At 34.6% G+C, this 19,811-nt stretch carries 18 protein-coding genes; all 18 read left to right on the top strand.

The annotated features are described in order from the left end of the window. The first annotated feature begins 7 nt into the window (after positions 1-7). Positions 8-1,066, top strand: a complete 1,059-nt coding sequence (locus H8S00_RS00490) for an NAD(P)H-dependent flavin oxidoreductase (RefSeq protein ID WP_186839781.1) — start codon at positions 8-10, stop codon at positions 1,064-1,066. Positions 1,067-1,127: 61 nt separating this feature from the next. Next, positions 1,128-1,691: a TetR/AcrR family transcriptional regulator gene (locus tag H8S00_RS00485; protein ID WP_021953690.1), complete on the top strand. Its 564-nt coding sequence runs from the start codon at positions 1,128-1,130 to the stop codon at positions 1,689-1,691. 229 nt (positions 1,692-1,920) lie between these two features. Next, positions 1,921-4,383, top strand: a complete 2,463-nt coding sequence (locus tag H8S00_RS00480; protein ID WP_186839780.1) for a glycoside hydrolase family 64 protein — start codon at positions 1,921-1,923, stop codon at positions 4,381-4,383. Positions 4,384-4,807: 424 nt separating this feature from the next. Further along, complete coding sequence (locus H8S00_RS00475; protein WP_021953692.1) at positions 4,808-5,563, top strand: tRNA threonylcarbamoyladenosine dehydratase; 756 nt, start codon at positions 4,808-4,810, stop codon at positions 5,561-5,563. A 156-nt stretch (positions 5,564-5,719) separates the two neighbouring features. Then, positions 5,720-6,166, top strand: coding sequence for an Rrf2 family transcriptional regulator (locus H8S00_RS00470; RefSeq protein WP_021953693.1), 447 nt, complete (start codon positions 5,720-5,722; stop codon positions 6,164-6,166). A gap of 402 nt (positions 6,167-6,568) precedes the next feature. Further along, positions 6,569-7,402 (top strand): MetQ/NlpA family ABC transporter substrate-binding protein, encoded by an 834-nt coding sequence (locus tag H8S00_RS00465; RefSeq protein WP_186839779.1) that lies wholly within the window; start codon positions 6,569-6,571, stop codon positions 7,400-7,402. A gap of 62 nt (positions 7,403-7,464) precedes the next feature. Beyond that, positions 7,465-8,253, top strand: a complete 789-nt coding sequence (locus H8S00_RS00460) for a methionine ABC transporter ATP-binding protein (RefSeq protein WP_118589139.1) — start codon at positions 7,465-7,467, stop codon at positions 8,251-8,253. After that, positions 8,243-8,905, top strand: a complete 663-nt coding sequence (locus H8S00_RS00455; protein WP_021953696.1) for a methionine ABC transporter permease — start codon at positions 8,243-8,245, stop codon at positions 8,903-8,905. Before H8S00_RS00460 ends, H8S00_RS00455 begins: the two co-directional genes overlap by 11 nt. Before the next feature lie 784 nt (positions 8,906-9,689). Next, positions 9,690-10,208: an RNA polymerase sigma factor gene (locus H8S00_RS00450; RefSeq protein ID WP_021953697.1), complete on the top strand. Its 519-nt coding sequence runs from the start codon at positions 9,690-9,692 to the stop codon at positions 10,206-10,208. Between the two features lie 2 nt (positions 10,209-10,210). Further along, the gene (locus H8S00_RS00445; protein WP_021953698.1) at positions 10,211-10,933 is read left to right on the top strand and encodes a hypothetical protein; all 723 of its coding nucleotides are present in this window, start codon (positions 10,211-10,213) and stop codon (positions 10,931-10,933) included. Beyond that, positions 10,934-11,773, top strand: a complete 840-nt coding sequence (locus H8S00_RS00440) for a hypothetical protein (RefSeq protein WP_118589137.1) — start codon at positions 10,934-10,936, stop codon at positions 11,771-11,773. It begins immediately after the preceding gene. 216 nt (positions 11,774-11,989) lie between these two features. After that, positions 11,990-12,430, top strand: a complete 441-nt coding sequence (locus tag H8S00_RS00435; RefSeq protein ID WP_021953701.1) for a hypothetical protein — start codon at positions 11,990-11,992, stop codon at positions 12,428-12,430. After that, positions 12,430-13,389, top strand: coding sequence for a hypothetical protein (locus H8S00_RS00430; protein WP_021953702.1), 960 nt, complete (start codon positions 12,430-12,432; stop codon positions 13,387-13,389). Before H8S00_RS00435 ends, H8S00_RS00430 begins: the two co-directional genes overlap by 1 nt. 39 nt (positions 13,390-13,428) lie before the next feature. Continuing rightward, positions 13,429-14,313 (top strand): diadenylate cyclase CdaA, encoded by an 885-nt coding sequence (cdaA, locus tag H8S00_RS00425; protein ID WP_021953703.1) that lies wholly within the window; start codon positions 13,429-13,431, stop codon positions 14,311-14,313. Beyond that, positions 14,300-15,544, top strand: coding sequence for a CdaR family protein (locus H8S00_RS00420; protein ID WP_186839778.1), 1,245 nt, complete (start codon positions 14,300-14,302; stop codon positions 15,542-15,544). Before cdaA ends, H8S00_RS00420 begins: the two co-directional genes overlap by 14 nt. A 37-nt stretch (positions 15,545-15,581) precedes the next feature. Next, positions 15,582-16,598 carry a UDP-glucose 4-epimerase GalE gene (galE, locus tag H8S00_RS00415; RefSeq protein ID WP_186839777.1) on the top strand — a complete coding sequence of 339 codons (1,017 nt, stop codon included), beginning with the start codon at positions 15,582-15,584 and terminating at the stop codon, positions 16,596-16,598. Between the two features lie 23 nt (positions 16,599-16,621). After that, on the top strand, positions 16,622-17,944 hold the full coding sequence (locus H8S00_RS00410) for an LCP family protein (RefSeq protein ID WP_158576808.1): 1,323 nt from the start codon (positions 16,622-16,624) through the stop codon (positions 17,942-17,944). Between the two features lie 148 nt (positions 17,945-18,092). Then, positions 18,093-19,685, top strand: a complete 1,593-nt coding sequence (locus H8S00_RS00405; protein WP_118589133.1) for a S1C family serine protease — start codon at positions 18,093-18,095, stop codon at positions 19,683-19,685. Positions 19,686-19,811 lie beyond the last annotated feature (126 nt).

The following is a 19,811-nucleotide window of genomic DNA, read 5'->3' as shown; positions in this document are numbered from 1 at the left end:
AGTAACAATGAAAGTAAAAACATTAAAAATAGGAGATTTAACAGCAAGGATTCCATTAATACAGGGAGGAATGGGGGTGGGAATATCTCTTTCGTCTCTGGCAGGAACAGTGGCAAAATGCGGTGGAATAGGTGTTATTTCCACAGCACAGATAGGATACAGAGAACCGGATTTTTATAGTAATACTTTGCAGGCAAATTTAAGGGCAATAAACAGCGAAATGAAAAAAGCAAGAGAAATAGCTCATGGTGGAATAATAGGATTTAATATAATGGTGGCACTTAACCATTATAAGGAGCAGGTCATGGAAGCGGTAAAGGCGGGAGCCGATGTCATTATTTCGGGAGCCGGACTGCCGGTTAAATTACCGGAATATATAGGGGAAAGTAATGTGAAAATTGCCCCGATTGTGTCGGGAGAAAAGGCAGTAAAAGTTATTTTAAAATATTGGCACAAATATTATGGAAGAACGGCTGACTTTATTGTCATAGAAGGACCAAAGGCGGGAGGACATCTGGGATTTTCAAAAGATGAAATTATAAAATACAATAGCAACTTAAATTTTGACGATGAAGTTAAAAAAATTAAAAGAGTAGTCATGGAATATGAAAATTTATATGGAGAACATATACCATTAATTTTAGCTGGGGGGATTGAGAGCAAAGATGATGTACAACATGCTTTTGATTTAGAAATGGACGGAATACAAGTAGCTTCAAAATTTGTTACTACGGTAGAATGTGATGGGGATATACGTTATAAAAACGCATATGTCAGTTCAAATAAGGAAGATATTACTATAGTCAAAAGTCCTGTGGGAATGCCGGGAAGGGCGATAATGAATTCATTTATGGAGAAAGTTATAAAGGGTGAAAAATTTCCACCATCAAAATGTCTTAGATGCTTGAAAAATTGTAATCCTAAAGAAATTGATTATTGTATTACTGAGAGACTTATCGCAGCAGCAAAGGGTGATATTGAAAATGCACTTTTATTTTGTGGGGCGAAAGCATACATTCAGAAGGATATTAGCACTGTAAAAAATGTAATTGATGAGTTGTTTTAAGATTGTAAAGTTGACAAAGGGGGAAAAATTTTTTATAACATAGGTTGTTGTGAGGTAATTTATGGAAGGAAAAAAAGACAGACGAATTATAAGAACTAAAAAGTTAATTGTAGATGCTCTTATTTCTATTCTGAAAGAAAAAAGTGTTGAAAATATAACGGTCAGTGAATTGGCAAAAAAGGCGGATATTACAAGAGCAACATTTTATCAGTATTATAAAAGTCCTGTGGAAATGTTAGAAACTCTTCAAAATGAAATCACCTATGATGTGGAAGAAATTGTTTTAGAAACAGAAGGAGGAGATGCCTACGGTTTTTTCAACAGACTGTTTAATTATTTTTATAATAACCCACAAAAGGGCAAATTGCTAAGTTTTCCCATAAACAACATTAGTGGTCAGGAAAAAATAGGAAATAACTTACATGAAAAATATATGCTGAGATGGAAAGACGAATTTCAGGATAAATCGTTAAAACAATTTGAATATTACAGGTACTATATTATTTTTGGTTGTATATCAGTTTTGGAAAATTGGGTACAAAAGGGTATGCAGGAAACTCCTGAAGAAATGGCAGAGACCGCAGTAAGCTTTTTACCCAAGGAAAAGATTTATTTGAAAAAATAGAATTTATATTATGTAATTGTAAATAATGCACAAAAAAAGTGATAAAACATAAAAAATATTAGCTATAAGTAAAAAATGAACCCGTTTTTGTAAATATTATACCTTGATAAAAACAATTCAATTAGAGAAACTGAATGTAAGATGTAAAGAATTGTTTCTTTACATGAGCGTTATAATTTATCCAAAATTATAGGAGGGATTATACAATAATTTATAAAGGAGAAGTTTTATGAAAAAGCAACTATTTTCAAAAATGGGAAAGTATGTTTTGTCGGCAATCATGTTTGTTTTTATGATTGGGCAGGTTGTGGGATTTTCTGCCAATGTAAAAGCAGATGACAGTGTTGGTTTGGAAATTAACGGCTACCAGATTAACACATCCATGGAGGCGTTTAGAACATTGTATTCTGTTTCTGACCCTTCAGACAAAGTGGAAGAGGTAGGTCTTGTGTACGGACTTACAAAATATGTGAGTGAAAGTGATATGGTGGTAGGAAGCACAAATAACACAGTATACTCGCATTCAGCTACAGCAGAAGGAAAGAATAACATATGCTATAGTGAAATGAAAAGTGCACAAACATATGTAATGACAATGGAATTTGTTAAGAATGTTGATTTCTTTAAAAATCAGATTAGCGTAAGACCATATGCAAAGTTAAAAGATGGAACTTATGCATATGGAGAGATTGTATCAAAATCCGTTTATCAGATAGCTGATGTTTTATATCAGAATCAGTTAATGGGAAATGCAGCAAAGCATGACTATCTGTATAACAATATTTTGTCATTTGTAGATTCTTCATATGTTAAGAAGGATTTCAAAGGTTCTTCAACTATAGTTAAACCAGGTACAGCAGAGGAAACTACAGTTAAGGCTACTGAAGCAACGACAACTAAGCCGGCTACAGGTGATTATACAACTGATAAGTCAATAGCAATGCCATTTGGATTAGTGGCAAGTTCACCTTCTAACGGAACCATAAATATAGTTTGGGGACGTGGTGACATAGATTTATATAATGTATATATTAATGGAGTATTAGTTTCAAAAGAAGTATCGTGTGCATCATATGATTATCAGGGATACGCGCAGGGTACATATACAGTGGCAGTAGCCACAGTAGTAGGAAGCAGTGAATCTGAAAGAGTGACAGCAACTGTTACAGTTGGTGGTAGTTCAGAACCTGTTACGGTAGCACCAACCCAGGCTCCGACAGTAGCACCGACTCAGGCGCCTACTCAGCAGGAAACATCTTCAATAGGTTTTACAACAGATGATTCAATAGCAATGCCATTTGGAATGGTAGTAAGTTCTCCATACGATGGTGCTGTTAATGTGGTTTGGGGACAGGGAAACGTAAACTGCTACAATGTTTATGTTGATGGTGAACGCAGGCGTACAGGTGTTAAGGCACAGTCAATAACAATGCCGGTTTATTTTGAAGGAACCCATACGGTAGCAATTACTACAGTAGTAGGAACAAGAGAATCTAAGAGACTTGAAATGACAATTGCAGTTAAGGGAATTGGTGAAAAGGAGACCGAGCCGGAAACATGTCCACCGGAATTAAAACCACAGCTTAGAAGTGATTTATCACTTAGGGATGATAAAATTTTAATGCAGCTTAACAATAAGACTAATGGCAAGTATTCAAACAGTGAGATATATTGGTGTTTATTAGGATATAATGCTGCACATCAGCTTTGCTATATGGATAAAAACGGAAATCTTATCCCTGCTAATATGGGAATGAACAACGTTAAGGTAGGGGACAGAATGGTTGCAGATGTATGCTATACATTAGAAGAAGCAGACCATGTATATGTACCATCTATTAAGTCAGGAAGAATGTATTTAAGCTATGAAAAGCCTATTTACATCACTTTCAATCAGGCTTCTGATGGAACTATTGGTTTTGCAGGTCCGGATTTAAATAATGCATCAGATCCTAATGCTAATACATTATTTGAATTTGCTGAATTTACAATTGATGGTAAGTATTATTGGGGTAATACAACAAGAGTTGATTATTTCAGCTTCCCAATGATTACAAGACTTATTGGTCATACACAGTATGAAACATATGATAAGGTAGTTGGTGATATTGGTACAAGAGATGGAATATTTGCTAAGTTCTTACAGAATGCACCGGAAGCATATAAGTATTGTGTAAATGACAAACGTATTATGGCACCATGTAAGGCAGCATTAAATTCAGGTCAGGCATATGCTAATTACTTCGACGGATATATTAATGAATTCTGGGCTAAGTACACAAATGAAGATTTAGTATTTAGTAGCGAGGCAGGTTCCTTTAGAGGACGTGTTGTAGGAAATCAGATTCAGTTTAGAAGAGATGGTGACAGCACTGTTTATGTGGTAGATAAGCCATCAACTCAGGATGTGTTAGAAGGAAAAGGTGCATTTGCCAGGGGTAATTCAGTAGAATTAGCCATTGAAGCACAGCTTTGTGCAGCCTTTAACAGAGGTGTGGCAACAGAGCCTTCTAATTGGTATAAGCCAAATAAATATTACAAGAATTCAATAAATAACTATTATGCAGGATTCTTCCATGAAAATTCAGTAGTAGGATTGGCATATGGTTTCTGTTACGACGATGTAAATGATCAAAGTACATTACTTCAGTATGACAGCGCAGATGCCCTTGTTATTGATTTGAAGTGGTAATTTATAAAAATAAAATACTTAAATGATCCAAATATGGAGACTGTTAAAACCGTAATAAACGGTGGAAACAGTCTCTTTTTTGTGCGACGAAAGCTTATTAAGATGAATGCAGTCAAGCTTTGAAAAGGTGGTTAAATTCATTATTTTCGATTATTGCAGGATTATTGCAGGCTAAAATAGTTTCTGTTGACAATTGATGACACATAGGAGTAAAATCCTATTAGTCAAATAGGATAGGGAGAACTGAAATGAGAGAACATATTTCAAGGAAAGATGCATTGGAGTTGTTGAAAAAATACAATAAGGAACCATTTCACATTTAGTATGCACTTACAGTTGAGGGTATAATGAAGTGGTATGCCACGGATATGAACTTACCGTGCGTTCATATGAGCAGGATATAATTAAGGCCATGGAGGAATAAATGTTAAACCAGTTTTCAAGGACAGAATTATTATTAGGAAAAGAGAAAATGGAGTACCTTAAGAATGCCAGAGTAGCAGTGTTTGGAATAGGTGGTGTAGGTGGATATACAGTTGAGGCATTAGCCAGAAGCGGAGTGGGAACACTTGATTTAATTGATGATGATAAGGTGTGTCTTACTAATATCAACAGACAGATAATTGCTACAAGAAGCACTGTAGGTAAGTATAAGGTAGATGTTGCAAGGGATAGAATATTGGACATAAATCCTGATGCAAAGGTAAATATATATAAGACATTTTATATGCCGGATACAGCGGAACAATTTGATTTTTCATCTTATGATTATGTGGTGGACGCCATAGATACGGTAACAGGAAAAATACAGCTTGTAATGCAGGCAAATACCTGCAATGTGCCTATAATAAGCTCCATGGGTGCAGGAAACAAAATGGACCCTACAGCCTTTGAGGTGGCAGATATTTACAAAACATCAGTATGCCCTTTAGCTAAGGTAATGAGAAGAGAATTAAAAAAACGTGGCATTAAAAAGTTAAAAGTGGTGTATTCAAAGGAAAAAGCCATGACACCTATAGAGGATATGGCAATAAGCTGTAAAAGCAATTGCATATGTCCTCCGGAAACTGCCAGAAAGTGCACCCAGAGAAGACAGGTGCCGGGAAGTAATGCTTTTGTTCCATCTGTAGTGGGGCTAATAATAGCAGGCGAAGTCATAAAAGATTTGACAGGAATGTAAGTAATAAATAGCAATAGGACAGTAAAAAGTTATTTCGACCTAAGGGTTGGGATAACTTTTTCTTTTAATAAATTAGTTGACAAAAATATGAATCAGTAATAAAATATTTATAACCTATTAAACATATAGGAATTGTATAAAAAGAGGAACTAAATTATGAAACTATCAAAAAAAAGCAGATATGGTATTACTGCATTAATAGACCTGTCAATTAATTCAAAAAGTGGTCATGTGTCTTTAAGCAGTATTGCTGAGCGTAATGATATATCACCACAGTATTTAGAGCAGGTATTTGCCGGACTTAGAAGATACGGAATAGTAAAAAGCATTAAGGGGGCTCAGGGAGGTTATCTGTTAAACAAGCCTGCCGAAAAAATAGCAGTGGGAGAAATTATTGAGGCATTAGATGGAACATATAGAATTGAGGATGATGTTACAGGAAATGAAGAAGAGGAAAGGGTTGCTGACAGAATAATTAAGGAGTCAGTTATTGACATAATCAATGATCAGCTAGACAATGTACTTCTTAATATTACGTTGGCTGATTTAGAAAAGGATTATTTAGAATATAATGCTACTGATGACCAGATGTATTATATTTAATTTCAAAAAATATAAATTTTCTATTGACACCGTAGGAAATAGATGATAAGATACCACACATGAAACAAAACCTATTAAATATATAGGAATTACGATAAACATAAGGAGGAAAAAAGATGCATACAATAGTAAGACTTGTAAAAGATACATACATGTGCTGTATGATGTGCTGCTTTCGCAGATATTACGTCATGCCTTGTTTGTGTGCGTCGGATTTTTAGACCTTAAGCAAATAAATATATGAGTAATATCTGGGAAGCATTCGGTGAGTGCTTCCCATTTTTCATGTTTAAGGGGCTTAAAAATGCCGGAATAACAATTGGGGAAAGTTACATGGAAAGCAATTAGTACACAGGTACTATTTTACATAGATTAATTTTAAGAAAGAAAGAGGTATTCATTATGAAAAAAATAACATATTTATTATTAGCATTAGTATTAGCAATTGGAACATTAACAGCCTGCGGTTCATCTGATAAGGAGTCAGAAACAAAGGAAGCAGCGGGCAAAACCATAAAAGTGGCAGCATCAGCTACACCTCATGCAATTATTTTAGAAGAAGCAAAAACATTGCTTAAGAAGCAGGGCTGGGATTTGGAAATTAAGGTATTTGATGATTATGTTCAGCCAAACAATGTTGTTGAAAGTGGTGAATTTGATGCAAACTATTTCCAGCACATACCTTACTTAGAAAACTTTAACAAAGAAAAAGGAACACATCTTGTTAATGCCGGAGGAATCCACTACGAACCATTTGGAATTTATCCGGGAACAGAAAAGAAGCTTGACGAATTAAAGGAAGGGGACACAATAGCAGTTCCAAATGATACAACAAATGAGGCAAGAGCATTATTGCTATTACAGGATAATGGAATTATTAAGTTAAAAGATGGTGCCGGATTAGAGGCAACAGTTAAGGATATTGCAGAAAATCCCAAGAACATTAAAATTCAGGAATTAGAGGCTGCTCAGGTATCAAGAGTAAAAGATGAAGTGGCATTTGTAGTATTAAATGGAAATTATGCCCTTGAAGCAGGATATTCAGTTGAAAAAGATTCAATTGCATATGAAAAGTCTGATTCAGAAGCTGCAAAAACATATGTAAATGTAATTGCGGTAAAGGAAGGCAATGAAAATAATGAAGGAATTAAGGCACTTATTTCAGTTCTTAAATCAGATGAAATAAAGAAGTTTATTAATGAAAAATTTAACGGAGCCGTTGTTCCTTTTGAATAAAAAATACAATATTAACCAAGGGAGCCGAGGCTCCCTTTAGGTGCTTAAATTAGGAGAAAATTATGACACCAATAATAAAGGTAGAAAATTTAAATAAGACATTTAATGCAAAAAGCGGAAATGTTGAGGCTGTAAAAAATGTAAGCTTTGAAGTGGAAAAGGGAGATATCTTTGGAATAATCGGATTATCCGGAGCAGGAAAAAGTACATTAGTAAGATGCCTGAATCTCCTTGAAAGACCAACTTCAGGAAGAGTTCTCGTAGATGGAAAAGATTTGACAAAGCTTCCTAACAAGGAGTTGAGAAAGGCAAGACAAAATATCGGCATGATTTTTCAGCATTTTAATTTACTTATGCAGAGAAATGTTTTAGACAATGTCTGTTTTCCAATGGAAATAGCCGGAGTTAAGAAAAGTGAGGCAAGGAAAAGGGCGTACGAACTGCTGAAAACAGTGGGATTGGAGGATAAGGCAAAGGCATATCCTGCACAGTTGTCAGGTGGACAGCAGCAGAGAGTTGCCATAGCAAGAGTGCTTTCTAACAACCCGGAAATACTTCTTTGCGACGAGGCAACAAGTGCCTTAGACCCTCAGACTACAAAATCTATTTTGGATTTATTAAAGAAAATCAACAGGGAAAGAAACATTACCATAGTTATAATTACTCATTCCATGAGTGTGGTAAAGGATATTTGCAACAACGTTGCAGTAATGGAAAATGGAGAAGCAGTGGAAATTGAAACAGTAAAGGAATTATTTGAAAATCCTAAAACCAATATAGCAAAAAAACTTGTGTTAATTGGTGGAGGTGTTAATTTAAGTCAGAAGGAGTTGGATGAATATGTGGGATAACGCAACAATAACAATGCTTTTAGAAGGCGTGAGAGATACTTTATATATGACACTGGCATCCACTTTTTTCGGATATGTATTAGGACTTCCTTTAGGTGTCATATTAGCAGTTACTGACAAAGACGGCATAAAGCCAAATGCTTTTATATATAAGATATTAGATATAATTGTGAATATATTAAGAAGTATTCCGTTTCTTATTTTATTAATTTTAGTTATTCCTATAACAAGAGCCATTGTGGGAAAAACATATGGCTCCACAGCTACTGTTGTACCTTTGGTAATAGCAGCAGCACCTTTTATTGCCAGAATGGTGGAATCTTCTCTCAAGGAAGTAAACGGTGGAGTGATTGAAGCAGCCCAGAGTATGGGTGCCGGAACTTTCACTATAATATGGAAAGTTCTTTTGGCAGAGGCGAGAACATCCCTTTTGGTGGGAGTCACCATAGCCCTTGGCACAATTCTGGGATATTCCGCAATGGCAGGTGTAGTAGGAGGCGGTGGCTTAGGTGACATTGCCATAAGATACGGATACTACAGATACCAGACAGACATAATGCTTGTAACAATTGTTATACTTGTATTGCTGGTACAAATAATGCAGTGGGTAGGAATGCTTTTGTCTAAGAAGTTAGACAGGAGAAAAGCATAGGAAGAGTTTATGATGTAATATATAGGGACACTTTTTATGATGTAAATTATGTGGAAACATTTGTTGTAGTGATTTATTTTATATGGAAACATTTGTTGCAATGATTTATTTTATGTGGAAATATTTGTTGTAATGATCTATTTTATATGGAAATATTTGTTGTAATGATTTACGTTGAAATATTATTGTTAGATGGGAATAGCTATTCGGCGAAATACCCGGAAAATGGATTTATAATTCATATCCGGGTATTTTTGACTCTTAACAAAGAAATATTAAACTCCATACAAATCTAAAGATGCTCCAGAGGACGTAGGTACATTGAAATTGAAGATAGATCAAATAATTCATGTAAAAAAAGCAGATTCACAGGCTTGAGAGAAGCTCCAGAGAACGTAGGTGCATTGAAATTGAAAATATATCAAATAATTCATGTAAAAAAAGCAGATTCACAGGCTTGAGAGAAGCTCCAGAGAACGTAGGTACATTAAAATTGAAAATATAACAAAAAAAATCATGTAAAATAAGTAAATTCACGGATTAGGAAGCACAATTCCCCACCCGAAGGCACCATTCTATTTGGAATTCCCCTGCACAATTAATCATTCACATACAGATTATCGCTGCATCAATAATATTCCGTAATAATCTTTCTGCACAATCCATCCTCCCCCCCTACCCTCCATCTATGATATAATCTCCATATAAATTTCAAAAATCTATATAACATTTTCAAAAATTCGCAGATTACTAATACAGAAGCTAAGATGCTTTGGAGGATAAGATGGTAGCGCTATATTTATCACTAATAGACAAACAGGAAGAAAAAAACAGATTTGAAGAACTGTATTACAGATACAGGAACTTAATGTATTACATAGCTTATCAGGTATTGCATCAGGATAGAGATTCAGAAGATGCAGTTCAGGAGGCTTTCTTTAGAATAGCCAAAAATATGGACAAGGTTAAAGATATTGCTTCTACGGAAACAAAAAATTTTGTAGCAATTATAACAAAACGTGAAGCCATGAAAATATACGATAAAAAGAAAAAAAGAGATGAAGATTTTGATGTGGATTTAACAAACATAAAAAAGCACAACAGCGAAAATCTTGTTAATGAAGTAAAAAATGCCATAGAGCAGCTTCCATATAAATTTTCATCTCTGCTTACCTTAAAATATGTGTTGGGGTATTCAGGAAAAGAAATTGCTGAAATAACCGGATTAACTGAAACTAATGTAAGACAGCAGTTAATGTGCGGAAGAAAGAAGCTTTCTGAAATTTTAGAGGAGGATTTATAGTGGTGTCTAATGGAAATAGTACAAAAAAATTAAATCAGGATGCTTTAAAAGAAGCATTATTTATGTACAATGAAACATTTATGCAGAAAATGCCGGACATAGTGGAAGCACACAATTTTTCAGGAAGATTTGAGAGAAAAATGTCTCATCTCATTAAAGCGGAAAAGAAGTTTAATGGAAAACGGTGGGCAGAGGTATGTGTAAGATACGCAACTTCCATAGCAGCAGTTATTCTATGCTTTATTGTAGTAAATGTTTTTGCCATTAATGCCTTTAACGTTAATTTGTGGAACAAAATTGTGGATAATACCACAGACATGATAAATATAAGTTTTGAAAATAAAAGTGAAAATCAAACCCGACCATCAGATAATTCAAACACTGCATCTGACGGAATTAAATATCAAATAAAAAATGCTCCAAAGGGCTATGCACTAAGGGATAATTATAATTCGGAAGAATTATTTGTTCAAAGTTTTACATCAGATAATGGAACCATAACTTACACCGAAAGTCCGATAAGCACCGGCGCTAATTTAAAAATTGCAAAGGGTGGAACAAAGGAAAAGGTAGTAGGAGCAAAAGAAGTAACATTTATATATGAAGAAAATAGAATTACTGCATACTTTACAGACAACGCTTACTATCATATAGTAAACATACAGGGCAGTGATGCAAATGAGGAAACTGCAATTAATATAATAGAAAATCTGGAGGACCGGTAAATGGGAAAAAATGCAGGAATAACAAATAAATTGTTTTTAGCAATGGCAGTAATTGTAGTTACTTCTATATTATTAGTCACCCCGGCATATGCAGGAGAAAATAAGGCTAAAGTGTATGTGCAGCTGAAAAATATAAAAATAGATGAAAAAATAAAAGAGCCGGTTTATGCCATAAGAAATGCTTCAAACCAATCCATTGTTGTAAAAAAGGTTGACATTCAGAAAAAAGACAACAATAAGTGGAAAGAACTTGCGGCAAAAGATTCCACTAAAACCCATAGAAATATTAAAGTGAAACCGGGAAAAAGAGAATTTGACAGCATTTTGATTAACGACGTTTATAATATTGAAGGGAATTATTTAGATAGCGGCGAATATAGAATAGAAATTACGTGTTTATATAGGAAGAAAGAGCTTAAAAAATATATAAAGTTTAAAATAGAAAATAAGCGACAGGAAATGATAGATGCCAATGTATCAAATACCGTAAGTATAAATGGAAAAAATAGCATCAGCAACATTTTACTAAATACCGATTTTAGTATTAGCAAAAGGGGAAATGTAACAGCTGTTGTTTTTTCGGAAAATGACTATGCAACTACTAAAAAGACCAAAATAAGAATTGTCATACTAAGAAAAAGTCATGGAAAATGGAAAAAATACAGAAAATATTGTGAAGTTAAAAAAAGTAATATTGCTTATGCAAATAAGAAATTCAAACTAAAAAAATCCGGATTATACAGAATGCGTGTAGATATAGTTACATATGATGGAAATGGAAATCATTTCAAAAGTATTTACAGGTCTGGGGCTAAAAGGTATAAAAAAGAAAACAGATAATGAAAAATAGTATTATATACACTCCTGAAAAATATTTTGGTTTACTAAAAAAGCAGACTGAAATGTTTTTTGGGAGTTTTTCTGTGAAGTCACAGGAAAAAGTATAAAGGAGGAAAATGGAGTCCGTGCTTGCACGTATGTATAGGTTATGATAAAATACATAATAATTATGGGGTTCTATGCCCACTATCTTTTTTAGATGATTAGGAGATTTATATGCTTAATAATGAAAAGATTATACTAATGACAAAACTGTCATTATATGAGCAGAAAAATCAAAAAAAAGAAATCAGCACAGGCAAGTATTTCAAAAGTGATTATATGCTTTTAAAAATGTTAAGTTCTTTTATTTGCGCTACAGTAGGATATCTGCTTTGTCTGATTTTGTGGTTTATGTATAAATCTGACAGGGTTTTTGCCAGTATGACTACAACAGGAAGTTTTACGGTATTTGTGGTGGTTATTGTTTTGCTTTATATAATTACCGTAGTTGTATATATGATTTTTAGTTATGCATTTTTTTCACATAAATTCAGAAAAATCAGAAAGAACCTTAAAGAATATAATGGTGATTTGAAGACCTTACATAGAATACAGGAATTAGAATATGATGCCATTATAGATGAATTGGAAGAAGAAGGAGATGAGGAAGAATAATGACAGGTTTAATTGAATTAAAGGAAAAATTAAAGAACTTTTATGCAGAACATGAAGTTGTTATGAGACCAATTGTAAAATTCCTGGCAGTTCTTGTTTCATTGATGGTTATAAAAAGCAACATAGGTTATATGAATATTATTAACATGTGGCCGGTTATAATTATAATATCCGTAGTTTCAGCATTTTTAACATGGGGTATGCTGGTGCTGGTACTGGCAGCAGATATTGCGGTAAATATATTTTCCATGTCTTTGGAATTGGGAGCCTTGGTGTTTATTGTAATGCTTATAATGTTCCTGTTCTTTTTCAGATTTACCCCAAAACAGGGAGCATTACTGGTGTTAATACCTTTAGCATATTTCCTTAAAATACCATTTGTGGTTCCTATAGCAGTGGGACTTATATGTTCTCCGGTATCTATTGTATCGGTAGCATTTGGAACGGTATTATACTATATGATAGATGTAATCAGCAATAATGCTACAGTTATAACTAATTCATCGGATGGTACTATAGGATCAGCTAGCATAAATGCCATTATTAATATGATGAGTAATAATAAAGCAATGATGTTGGCAGTTATTGCATCAGCCATTACCATAATGGTGGTGTATATAATAAGAAGGGCAACAATTAACAATGCCTGGGCGGTGGCAATTATTACAGGAGCCATAGTAGACTTTGTAATTACTTTGGTGGGAAGTATTATGTTGAACACAAAAAGTTCAATATTTTGGATTATTATAGGGACGATAATATCCATACTCCTTGCATTTATATTGCAGTTCTTCCTGTTTTCAGTGGATTATTCAAGGACAGAACATACCCAGTTTGAGGATGATGAGTATTATTATTATGTAAAAGCTGTTCCAAAAATAAACGTAACAGCTCCGGAGATGAATGTTAAGCGTATTAACGCTCAAAGAAAGAGAAAGGTTCAGCCAAAGAGAAGATAACAGTTGATTATTGAAATATAGAGAAAGGAGTACAGGGTGATGAGTGCAGTATTAAGTTATATTCAGAATTTTGTAGACAAATATTTGACAATACCTGACATTTATGCCAGCGATATCGTGGAAATAATTGTTATTGCAGTTTTGATTTACTACATTATATTATGGTTCAAAAAAAGCAGAGCATGGATTTTACTTAGAGGAATACTTGTGCTTGTATTATTCATGGTCGTGGCATCGGTTTTTCACCTGACTACTCTTTTATGGATTATAGATAAGACGTTAAGTGCCGGAATTATCGCTTTGGTTATTATTTTCCAGCCTGAGCTTAGAAGAGCCCTTGAGGAATTAGGAAAAAAGAACGTTTTGTTTAATGTATTTAAATTGGGAAATACTTTGGAAAATGAACGTTTTAGCGATAAGTCAGTGGAAGAAATAACAAGGGCTACCCTTGAAATGGCAAAGGCGAAGACAGGAGCATTAATGGTAATTACTCAGGAACATGACTTAGGACAGTACATTGAAACGGGAATCAGGCTTGATGCCAAAATTACCAGTCAGCTTCTTATTAATATATTTGAAAAAAATACTCCTCTTCATGACGGTGCAGTTATAATAGAAGGAGATGAAATTGTTGCGGCAACATGTTATATACCGTTGTCAGACAGTACATCTCTTAGTAAGGAATTAGGCACAAGACATAGAGCAGGTCTTGGTTTAAGTGAGCTTACAGACAGTATTATAATAATTGTATCAGAGGAAACGGGAAGTATTTCCATAGCAAAAGACGGGAAACTTATCCGATATGCAGATGCGGCTATTTTGAAGAATGAACTTACAAAAGCCCAGGCGAAGGATGAAGTTAAAACAAAGAAAAAAATATGGAAAGGAAGGAACCGCAATGAAAAAAGCCATGATGAAAATTAAGGCATCCCTTACAAACAACGTAGGTATAAAGGTTATTGCGGTTGTTATTGCTGCATTAATCTGGCTTATGATTGTAAACATAAGTGATCCTGAAAAGACAGTGATAATATATAACATTCCTATTAACGTAACTCATGAGGAAGTAATTACTGATATGAATATGGTATATGATTCCGACAAGAATGCTACCGTAAACATTACAGTATCCGGAAAACGTTCAGTTGTAAGTAAGTTATCAGCAGAAGACTTTACGGCAACAGCTTCCCTTAAGGAGTTATCAAAGGTTAATGCAATACCTGTTCAGGTATCAGCAGTTCAAAACTATATAGGAAGAAAAATTACAATTGAGAAGCAGTCAAAACAGACGCTGGAAGTCAGCATAGAGCAGGTTAAAAAGCAGAACTACAGTGTATCTGTTGAGTACAATGGAAGTCCTGAAGAAGGATATGTTGCAGGTGGCTATACTCTTTCAAAGAATATGGTTACTGTGAAGGCACCGGAGTCATTACTGGACAAGATTGACCGTGTTGTAGCAAGATGTGATATTGACGGAGAAAATGAGGACTTTACAACAAAAAGCAGATTATATGTATATGACAAGTATGATAATATATTAAAGTCTGATAAAATAAAGCTTTCATCTAAGAGAGTAAGTGTTTCAGTTACCATTCTTAATGAAAAGCAGGTTCCAATAGAAACACCTTCAGTTGGAACTCCTGAGACAGGATATCATGTAGGAAAAGTAACGGTATCACCGGAAAATATTACCCTGATAGGGAAAAAAGAGGTTCTAGACACAGTTGAAAAACTGGTTATAAGTGATACTATTAATATATCCGGGAAGACTACTGACACTGTGGAGAAGATAAATATAAGAAAATATCTTCCGGAAGGCACAGATATAGGTCAGGGAGAAACGGATGTAATAAGCGTTGTTATTAAAATTAATAAACTTGTGTCTAAGAAGTTTACCATTAATACAGACAAAATAGCCATAGACGGATTAAACAATTCCTATGAAATGGCATTTGTAAGTAAAAACATTAACGTTGAACTTCAGGGAAAAGATGATGTTATTAAGAAAATCACTTTAAATGACATTGGCGCAAGTATTAATTTAAATAATTATAAAGAAGGAACAGAAACCGTAAATGTTTCAGTTACCTTGCCTGATGGCGCTACATTAGTTAATGATGTAAGGGTCAGGGTGAAAATTTCCAAAAAGAAATAATGTCATAAGACATTAAGTATTATGCAGGAGGAAAAAAATGAGCACTATTTTAGTAACAGGTGGAGCAGGTTATATTGGAAGTCATACATGTGTTGAGTTATTAAATTCAGGCTATGACGTAGTAGTTGTAGATAACCTTAGCAATTCATCAAAAGAAGCATTGAACAGGGTTGAACAGATAACAGGAAAGAAAGTAAAGTTTTATGAAAATGATATAGCTGACAGAGAAGCTATGGCAAAGGTGTTTGAAGAAAATGATATTTTTTCAGTAATTCACTTTGCAGGACTTAAGGCTGTTGGAGAATCAGTTCAGAAACCTTTAGAATATTATAAAAACAATATATCAGGAACATTGGAAATGTGCGATGTAATGAGACAGCACAATGTTAAAAACATTATTTTCAGTTCTTCAGCTACAGTATATGGAGATCCTGAATCAGTTCCAATTACTGAAAAGTTCCCTAAGGGACAGTGTACTAACCCTTATGGATGGACAAAGTCAATGTTAGAGCAGATTTTAACAGACATTCAGTTTGCAGATAAAGAATGGAATGTTATTTTACTTCGTTACTTTAATCCGATTGGAGCTCATAAGAGCGGATTAATGGGGGAAGATCCTAATGGTATTCCAAACAACCTTATGCCATATGTTATGAAGGTTGCCATTGGACAGCTTCCACATGTAAATGTATTTGGTAACGATTATCCGACGCCGGATGGAACAGGTGTAAGAGATTACATTCACGTTGTAGACTTAGCAGAAGGTCATGTTAAGGCAATAAAGAAGGTAGAAGAAAATCCGGGAGTAAAGGTTTACAACCTTGGCACAGGAATCGGATACAGCGTACTTGATGTTATTAATAATGTAAGTAAAGCTGTTGGAAAAGAAATTCCATATGTAATTACAGACAGAAGAGCAGGAGATATTGCTGAATGTTATGCTGATCCTACATTGGCAAAAGAAGAATTAGGATGGGTTGCTAAAAACGGAATTAAGGAAATGTGTGAAGATTCATGGAACTGGCAGCAGAAAAATCCTAATGGATACAAATAAGTAAAATATGATGGGAGATGACCATGAGTTCTAATAAAAATAAAACACCGGAAAAACAGTTGAAAACAATTAAAATATGGAAGAGAATTGTTACAACTTTTGAGGTGATTTTTGGAATAATACTTATTGCGGCAATGGTAATTCTATTTGTACCTAATGTGAAGGCTGAAATTATAAAGGGAATGGCAACAACACCTATAGGTCAGAAAATTATTTCCTGGTTTGGAAGTGAAGCATATGTACACAGTGTTTTTGACTCAAACTTTGATAATACTAAGTTAAAGACCAATGAACTTAAGTACAACTATTCTCAGGAATACACCACCTTCGTTTTATTTGGTGTAGATTCAAGAGAGGGTGAAGTGGAGGCTTCTAACAGTGATTCCATTTTGGTAGTAAATATTCATAACACAACAGGTGAAGTGAAAATGGTATCAATTTACAGAGACACCATGTTGGGAATATATGATGCAGATGGAAACCTGAACAAGTATTTTAAGGTTAATTCAGCATATGCAGCAGGAGGACCTGAAGCAGCAATAAATACTTTAAATAAGAATTTAGACTTGGACATTCAGGATTACGTTACGGTTAATTTCGCAGGAGTTGCAGAAATCATAGACAAGTTAGGCGGAATAACAGTCAATTTAACAGATGATGAGTTGTCACAGCTTAATTTCCATTTACTGGGAACAGCAAATGCCATGGGTAAATATGCTACCCCGGTAAAGAAAAGCGGCAAAAATATAAAGCTTAACGGATTACAGGCTACAACATACTGTAGAATAAGAAAAGCGACATTTTATGATCCGGATACAGGGGATAGAGTGTCAGATGATTTTGGACGTGCTGCAAGACAACGTTCAGTTATGATGAAATTAGTTGAAAAGGCAAAAAGTGCAGGAATTACGGAACTCCAGTCTATGGTGCAGACAGTAATGAATGACGATAAGGCAGGAGACAGAATAATTTCAACCAGTTTTACCTTTGATGAGATAGTAAATCTGATACCTGTTATATTTGATTTTAAATTAAATGGAAGTCAGGGATTTCCGTCACAGCTTACTACAGGAACCTATGATGGTACAAGCTATGTAGTTGCAAGAGGTTTGTCGAACAATGTATCGGAACTTCACAAGTTCTTATATGGTGAAGAAAACTATCAGCCTACCGATAATGTAGTGGCAGTTGAAAATTATGTAGCAGGTTACACAGGAGTTACATCCGGTTCAGATGGTTACAATCCAATTGAATCAGGAAAGACTACCTCTAATGAAGAAACCACGGCAACAGTTGATAATACAGATTATGATTACGATGACAAAGGACAAAGTGATTTCTATTAAATAGGATAAAGTGCCGACATACTTAAAAGGTGTGCCGGCATTTTAATTCTTAGGTTTTTAACAGTTAAAACACAGAATAATCACAACTAAACGGTAAACTCTAGTTATAAAATAAATCAAAAAGAATTTGTCGAAAGGAGTAGGAATCATGTTAGACAATGAAAATACAAATGGATTTGACACAAATCCGGAGGAGAATCAGACACAAAATGAACAGCAGGTAAATGACACAGGTAACACAGAAAACTCAGAAAACAAAGAATATGAGAATACCTATTATTCCCAGGGAGACAAATCCTATTATTCTCAGGGAGACAATTCTCAGAACAGTTACAACAATTATAATAACAATTACAGTAACAACTATAACAGTAATTATAACAATGGTAACTACAATGGAAATTATCAGAATAATGGAAACAATGGTAACAAAAAGAAAAAAAATAAGCTACCGGTTGTAATTGCAGTGGCGGCTGTTACAGTTCTTGTAGGTGTTTCCTGTATAATGGGAATATTTGCAGTAGCAAACAGTAACAGTAAAAATGGAAAATCTACCATTGACAGTATATTATCACAGGGCGAAACCAAAGAAGGTGAAACATACAATGATATTGGTTCTACTAACACAAACACATCAGGCTCAAGTTCATCAGGAGCAGTTACAGTAACAGATGTTTCAGGAGTTGTAGATAACACAATGCCATCGGTAGTAGCCATTACCAGCAAAACATTAATTGAGTCAAACAGTTATGATTCAATATATGATTATTATTTCGGTGGCGGTAACAATAGAAAACAGACATACGAGCAGGAAGCTGCCGGTTCAGGAATTATTGTTGACCAGACAGATACAGAGTTGTTAATAGTTACTAACAACCATGTAGTTGAAGGTGCTGACAGCTTAAAAATTCAGTTTGACGGAATGGAAGCAAGTGAAGCAGTAGACGGATATACAAAAGGAACAGATGCCAATGCAGATGTGGCTGTTGTTGCAGTTAAATTAAAAGATATTCCAAGCAAAACATTAGATACAATAAGGAAAGCTACATTAGGTGATTCAGATTCAGTTACAGTAGGTGAAGGTGTAATTGCCATTGGTAATGCATTAGGATATGGACAGTCAGTTACGACAGGTATTATTAGTGCAAAAGACAGAGAAGTTACAATAGAAGAAAAGAAAATGAAACTTCTTCAGACAGATGCAGCCATAAATGGTGGTAACAGTGGTGGTGCATTACTTAACTCAAAAGGTGAAGTAATCGGTATTAATGTTGCTAAATATTCTTCTAACGGTTCTAGCACTTCAAGTAGTGTTGAAGGAATGGGATTTGCAATTCCTATTACATCAGTTAAGGATATTATCAACAACTTAGAGACTAAGCAGACCAGAACAAAGGTAAGTGAAGATGAACGGGGCTGGTTAGGAATCAGCAGCAAATATGATGTTACATCAGATGTTTCAGAGGCATATGGAATGCCAACAGGTGTATATGTTTACGAGACTGTAAAGAATGGTCCGGCAGACAAGGCAGGTATTCAGGCAGGAGATATTATAACAGCCTTTGATGACCAGCAGATTACATCTTATGATACATTAAAGAGTATAATGGCATATTACAAATCAGGAGAAAAGGTTAAAGTGAAGATTGCCTATGCAGATGGAAGAGAGTACAAGGAAAAAACAGTAACAGTAACTCTTGCCAGTGCCAGTGACGTAGGTGCTTCTAATACACAAAATTAGCCCCCATCATGAGAAATAGATTATAATATTTCTTCATTAATTAATAAATTTCCTTATAATCGGGTAAGTTCAGTCTTACCCGATTATTTACGTTTTTTGTGATATGTGATAAACTTACCACTGTGA

The sequence above is a fragment of the Eubacterium segne genome (genome assembly GCF_014287775.1).
GTDB classification, from domain to species: Bacteria; Bacillota; Clostridia; order Lachnospirales; family Lachnospiraceae; genus Eubacterium_G; species Eubacterium_G segne.
This window is presented reverse-complemented; position numbering and strand designations above follow the sequence as displayed.

Bases quoted from the DNA above. Each gene is read 5' to 3' on its own strand.
- H8S00_RS00490 (WP_186839781.1), top strand. From the start codon at position 8: ATGAAAGTAAAAACATTAAAAATAGGAGATTTAACAGCAAGGATTCCA.
- H8S00_RS00485 (WP_021953690.1), top strand. From the start codon at position 1,128: ATGGAAGGAAAAAAAGACAGACGAATTATAAGAACTAAAAAGTTAATT.
- H8S00_RS00480 (WP_186839780.1), top strand. From the start codon at position 1,921: ATGAAAAAGCAACTATTTTCAAAAATGGGAAAGTATGTTTTGTCGGCA.
- H8S00_RS00475 (WP_021953692.1), top strand. From the start codon at position 4,808: ATGTTAAACCAGTTTTCAAGGACAGAATTATTATTAGGAAAAGAGAAA.
- H8S00_RS00470 (WP_021953693.1), top strand. From the start codon at position 5,720: ATGAAACTATCAAAAAAAAGCAGATATGGTATTACTGCATTAATAGAC.
- H8S00_RS00465 (WP_186839779.1), top strand. From the start codon at position 6,569: ATGAAAAAAATAACATATTTATTATTAGCATTAGTATTAGCAATTGGA.
- H8S00_RS00460 (WP_118589139.1), top strand. From the start codon at position 7,465: ATGACACCAATAATAAAGGTAGAAAATTTAAATAAGACATTTAATGCA.
- H8S00_RS00455 (WP_021953696.1), top strand. From the start codon at position 8,243: ATGTGGGATAACGCAACAATAACAATGCTTTTAGAAGGCGTGAGAGAT.
- H8S00_RS00450 (WP_021953697.1), top strand. From the start codon at position 9,690: ATGGTAGCGCTATATTTATCACTAATAGACAAACAGGAAGAAAAAAAC.
- H8S00_RS00440 (WP_118589137.1), top strand. From the start codon at position 10,934: ATGGGAAAAAATGCAGGAATAACAAATAAATTGTTTTTAGCAATGGCA.
- H8S00_RS00435 (WP_021953701.1), top strand. From the start codon at position 11,990: ATGCTTAATAATGAAAAGATTATACTAATGACAAAACTGTCATTATAT.
- H8S00_RS00430 (WP_021953702.1), top strand. From the start codon at position 12,430: ATGACAGGTTTAATTGAATTAAAGGAAAAATTAAAGAACTTTTATGCA.
- cdaA (WP_021953703.1), top strand. From the start codon at position 13,429: ATGAGTGCAGTATTAAGTTATATTCAGAATTTTGTAGACAAATATTTG.
- H8S00_RS00420 (WP_186839778.1), top strand. From the start codon at position 14,300: ATGATGAAAATTAAGGCATCCCTTACAAACAACGTAGGTATAAAGGTT.
- galE (WP_186839777.1), top strand. From the start codon at position 15,582: ATGAGCACTATTTTAGTAACAGGTGGAGCAGGTTATATTGGAAGTCAT.
- H8S00_RS00410 (WP_158576808.1), top strand. From the start codon at position 16,622: ATGAGTTCTAATAAAAATAAAACACCGGAAAAACAGTTGAAAACAATT.
- H8S00_RS00405 (WP_118589133.1), top strand. From the start codon at position 18,093: ATGTTAGACAATGAAAATACAAATGGATTTGACACAAATCCGGAGGAG.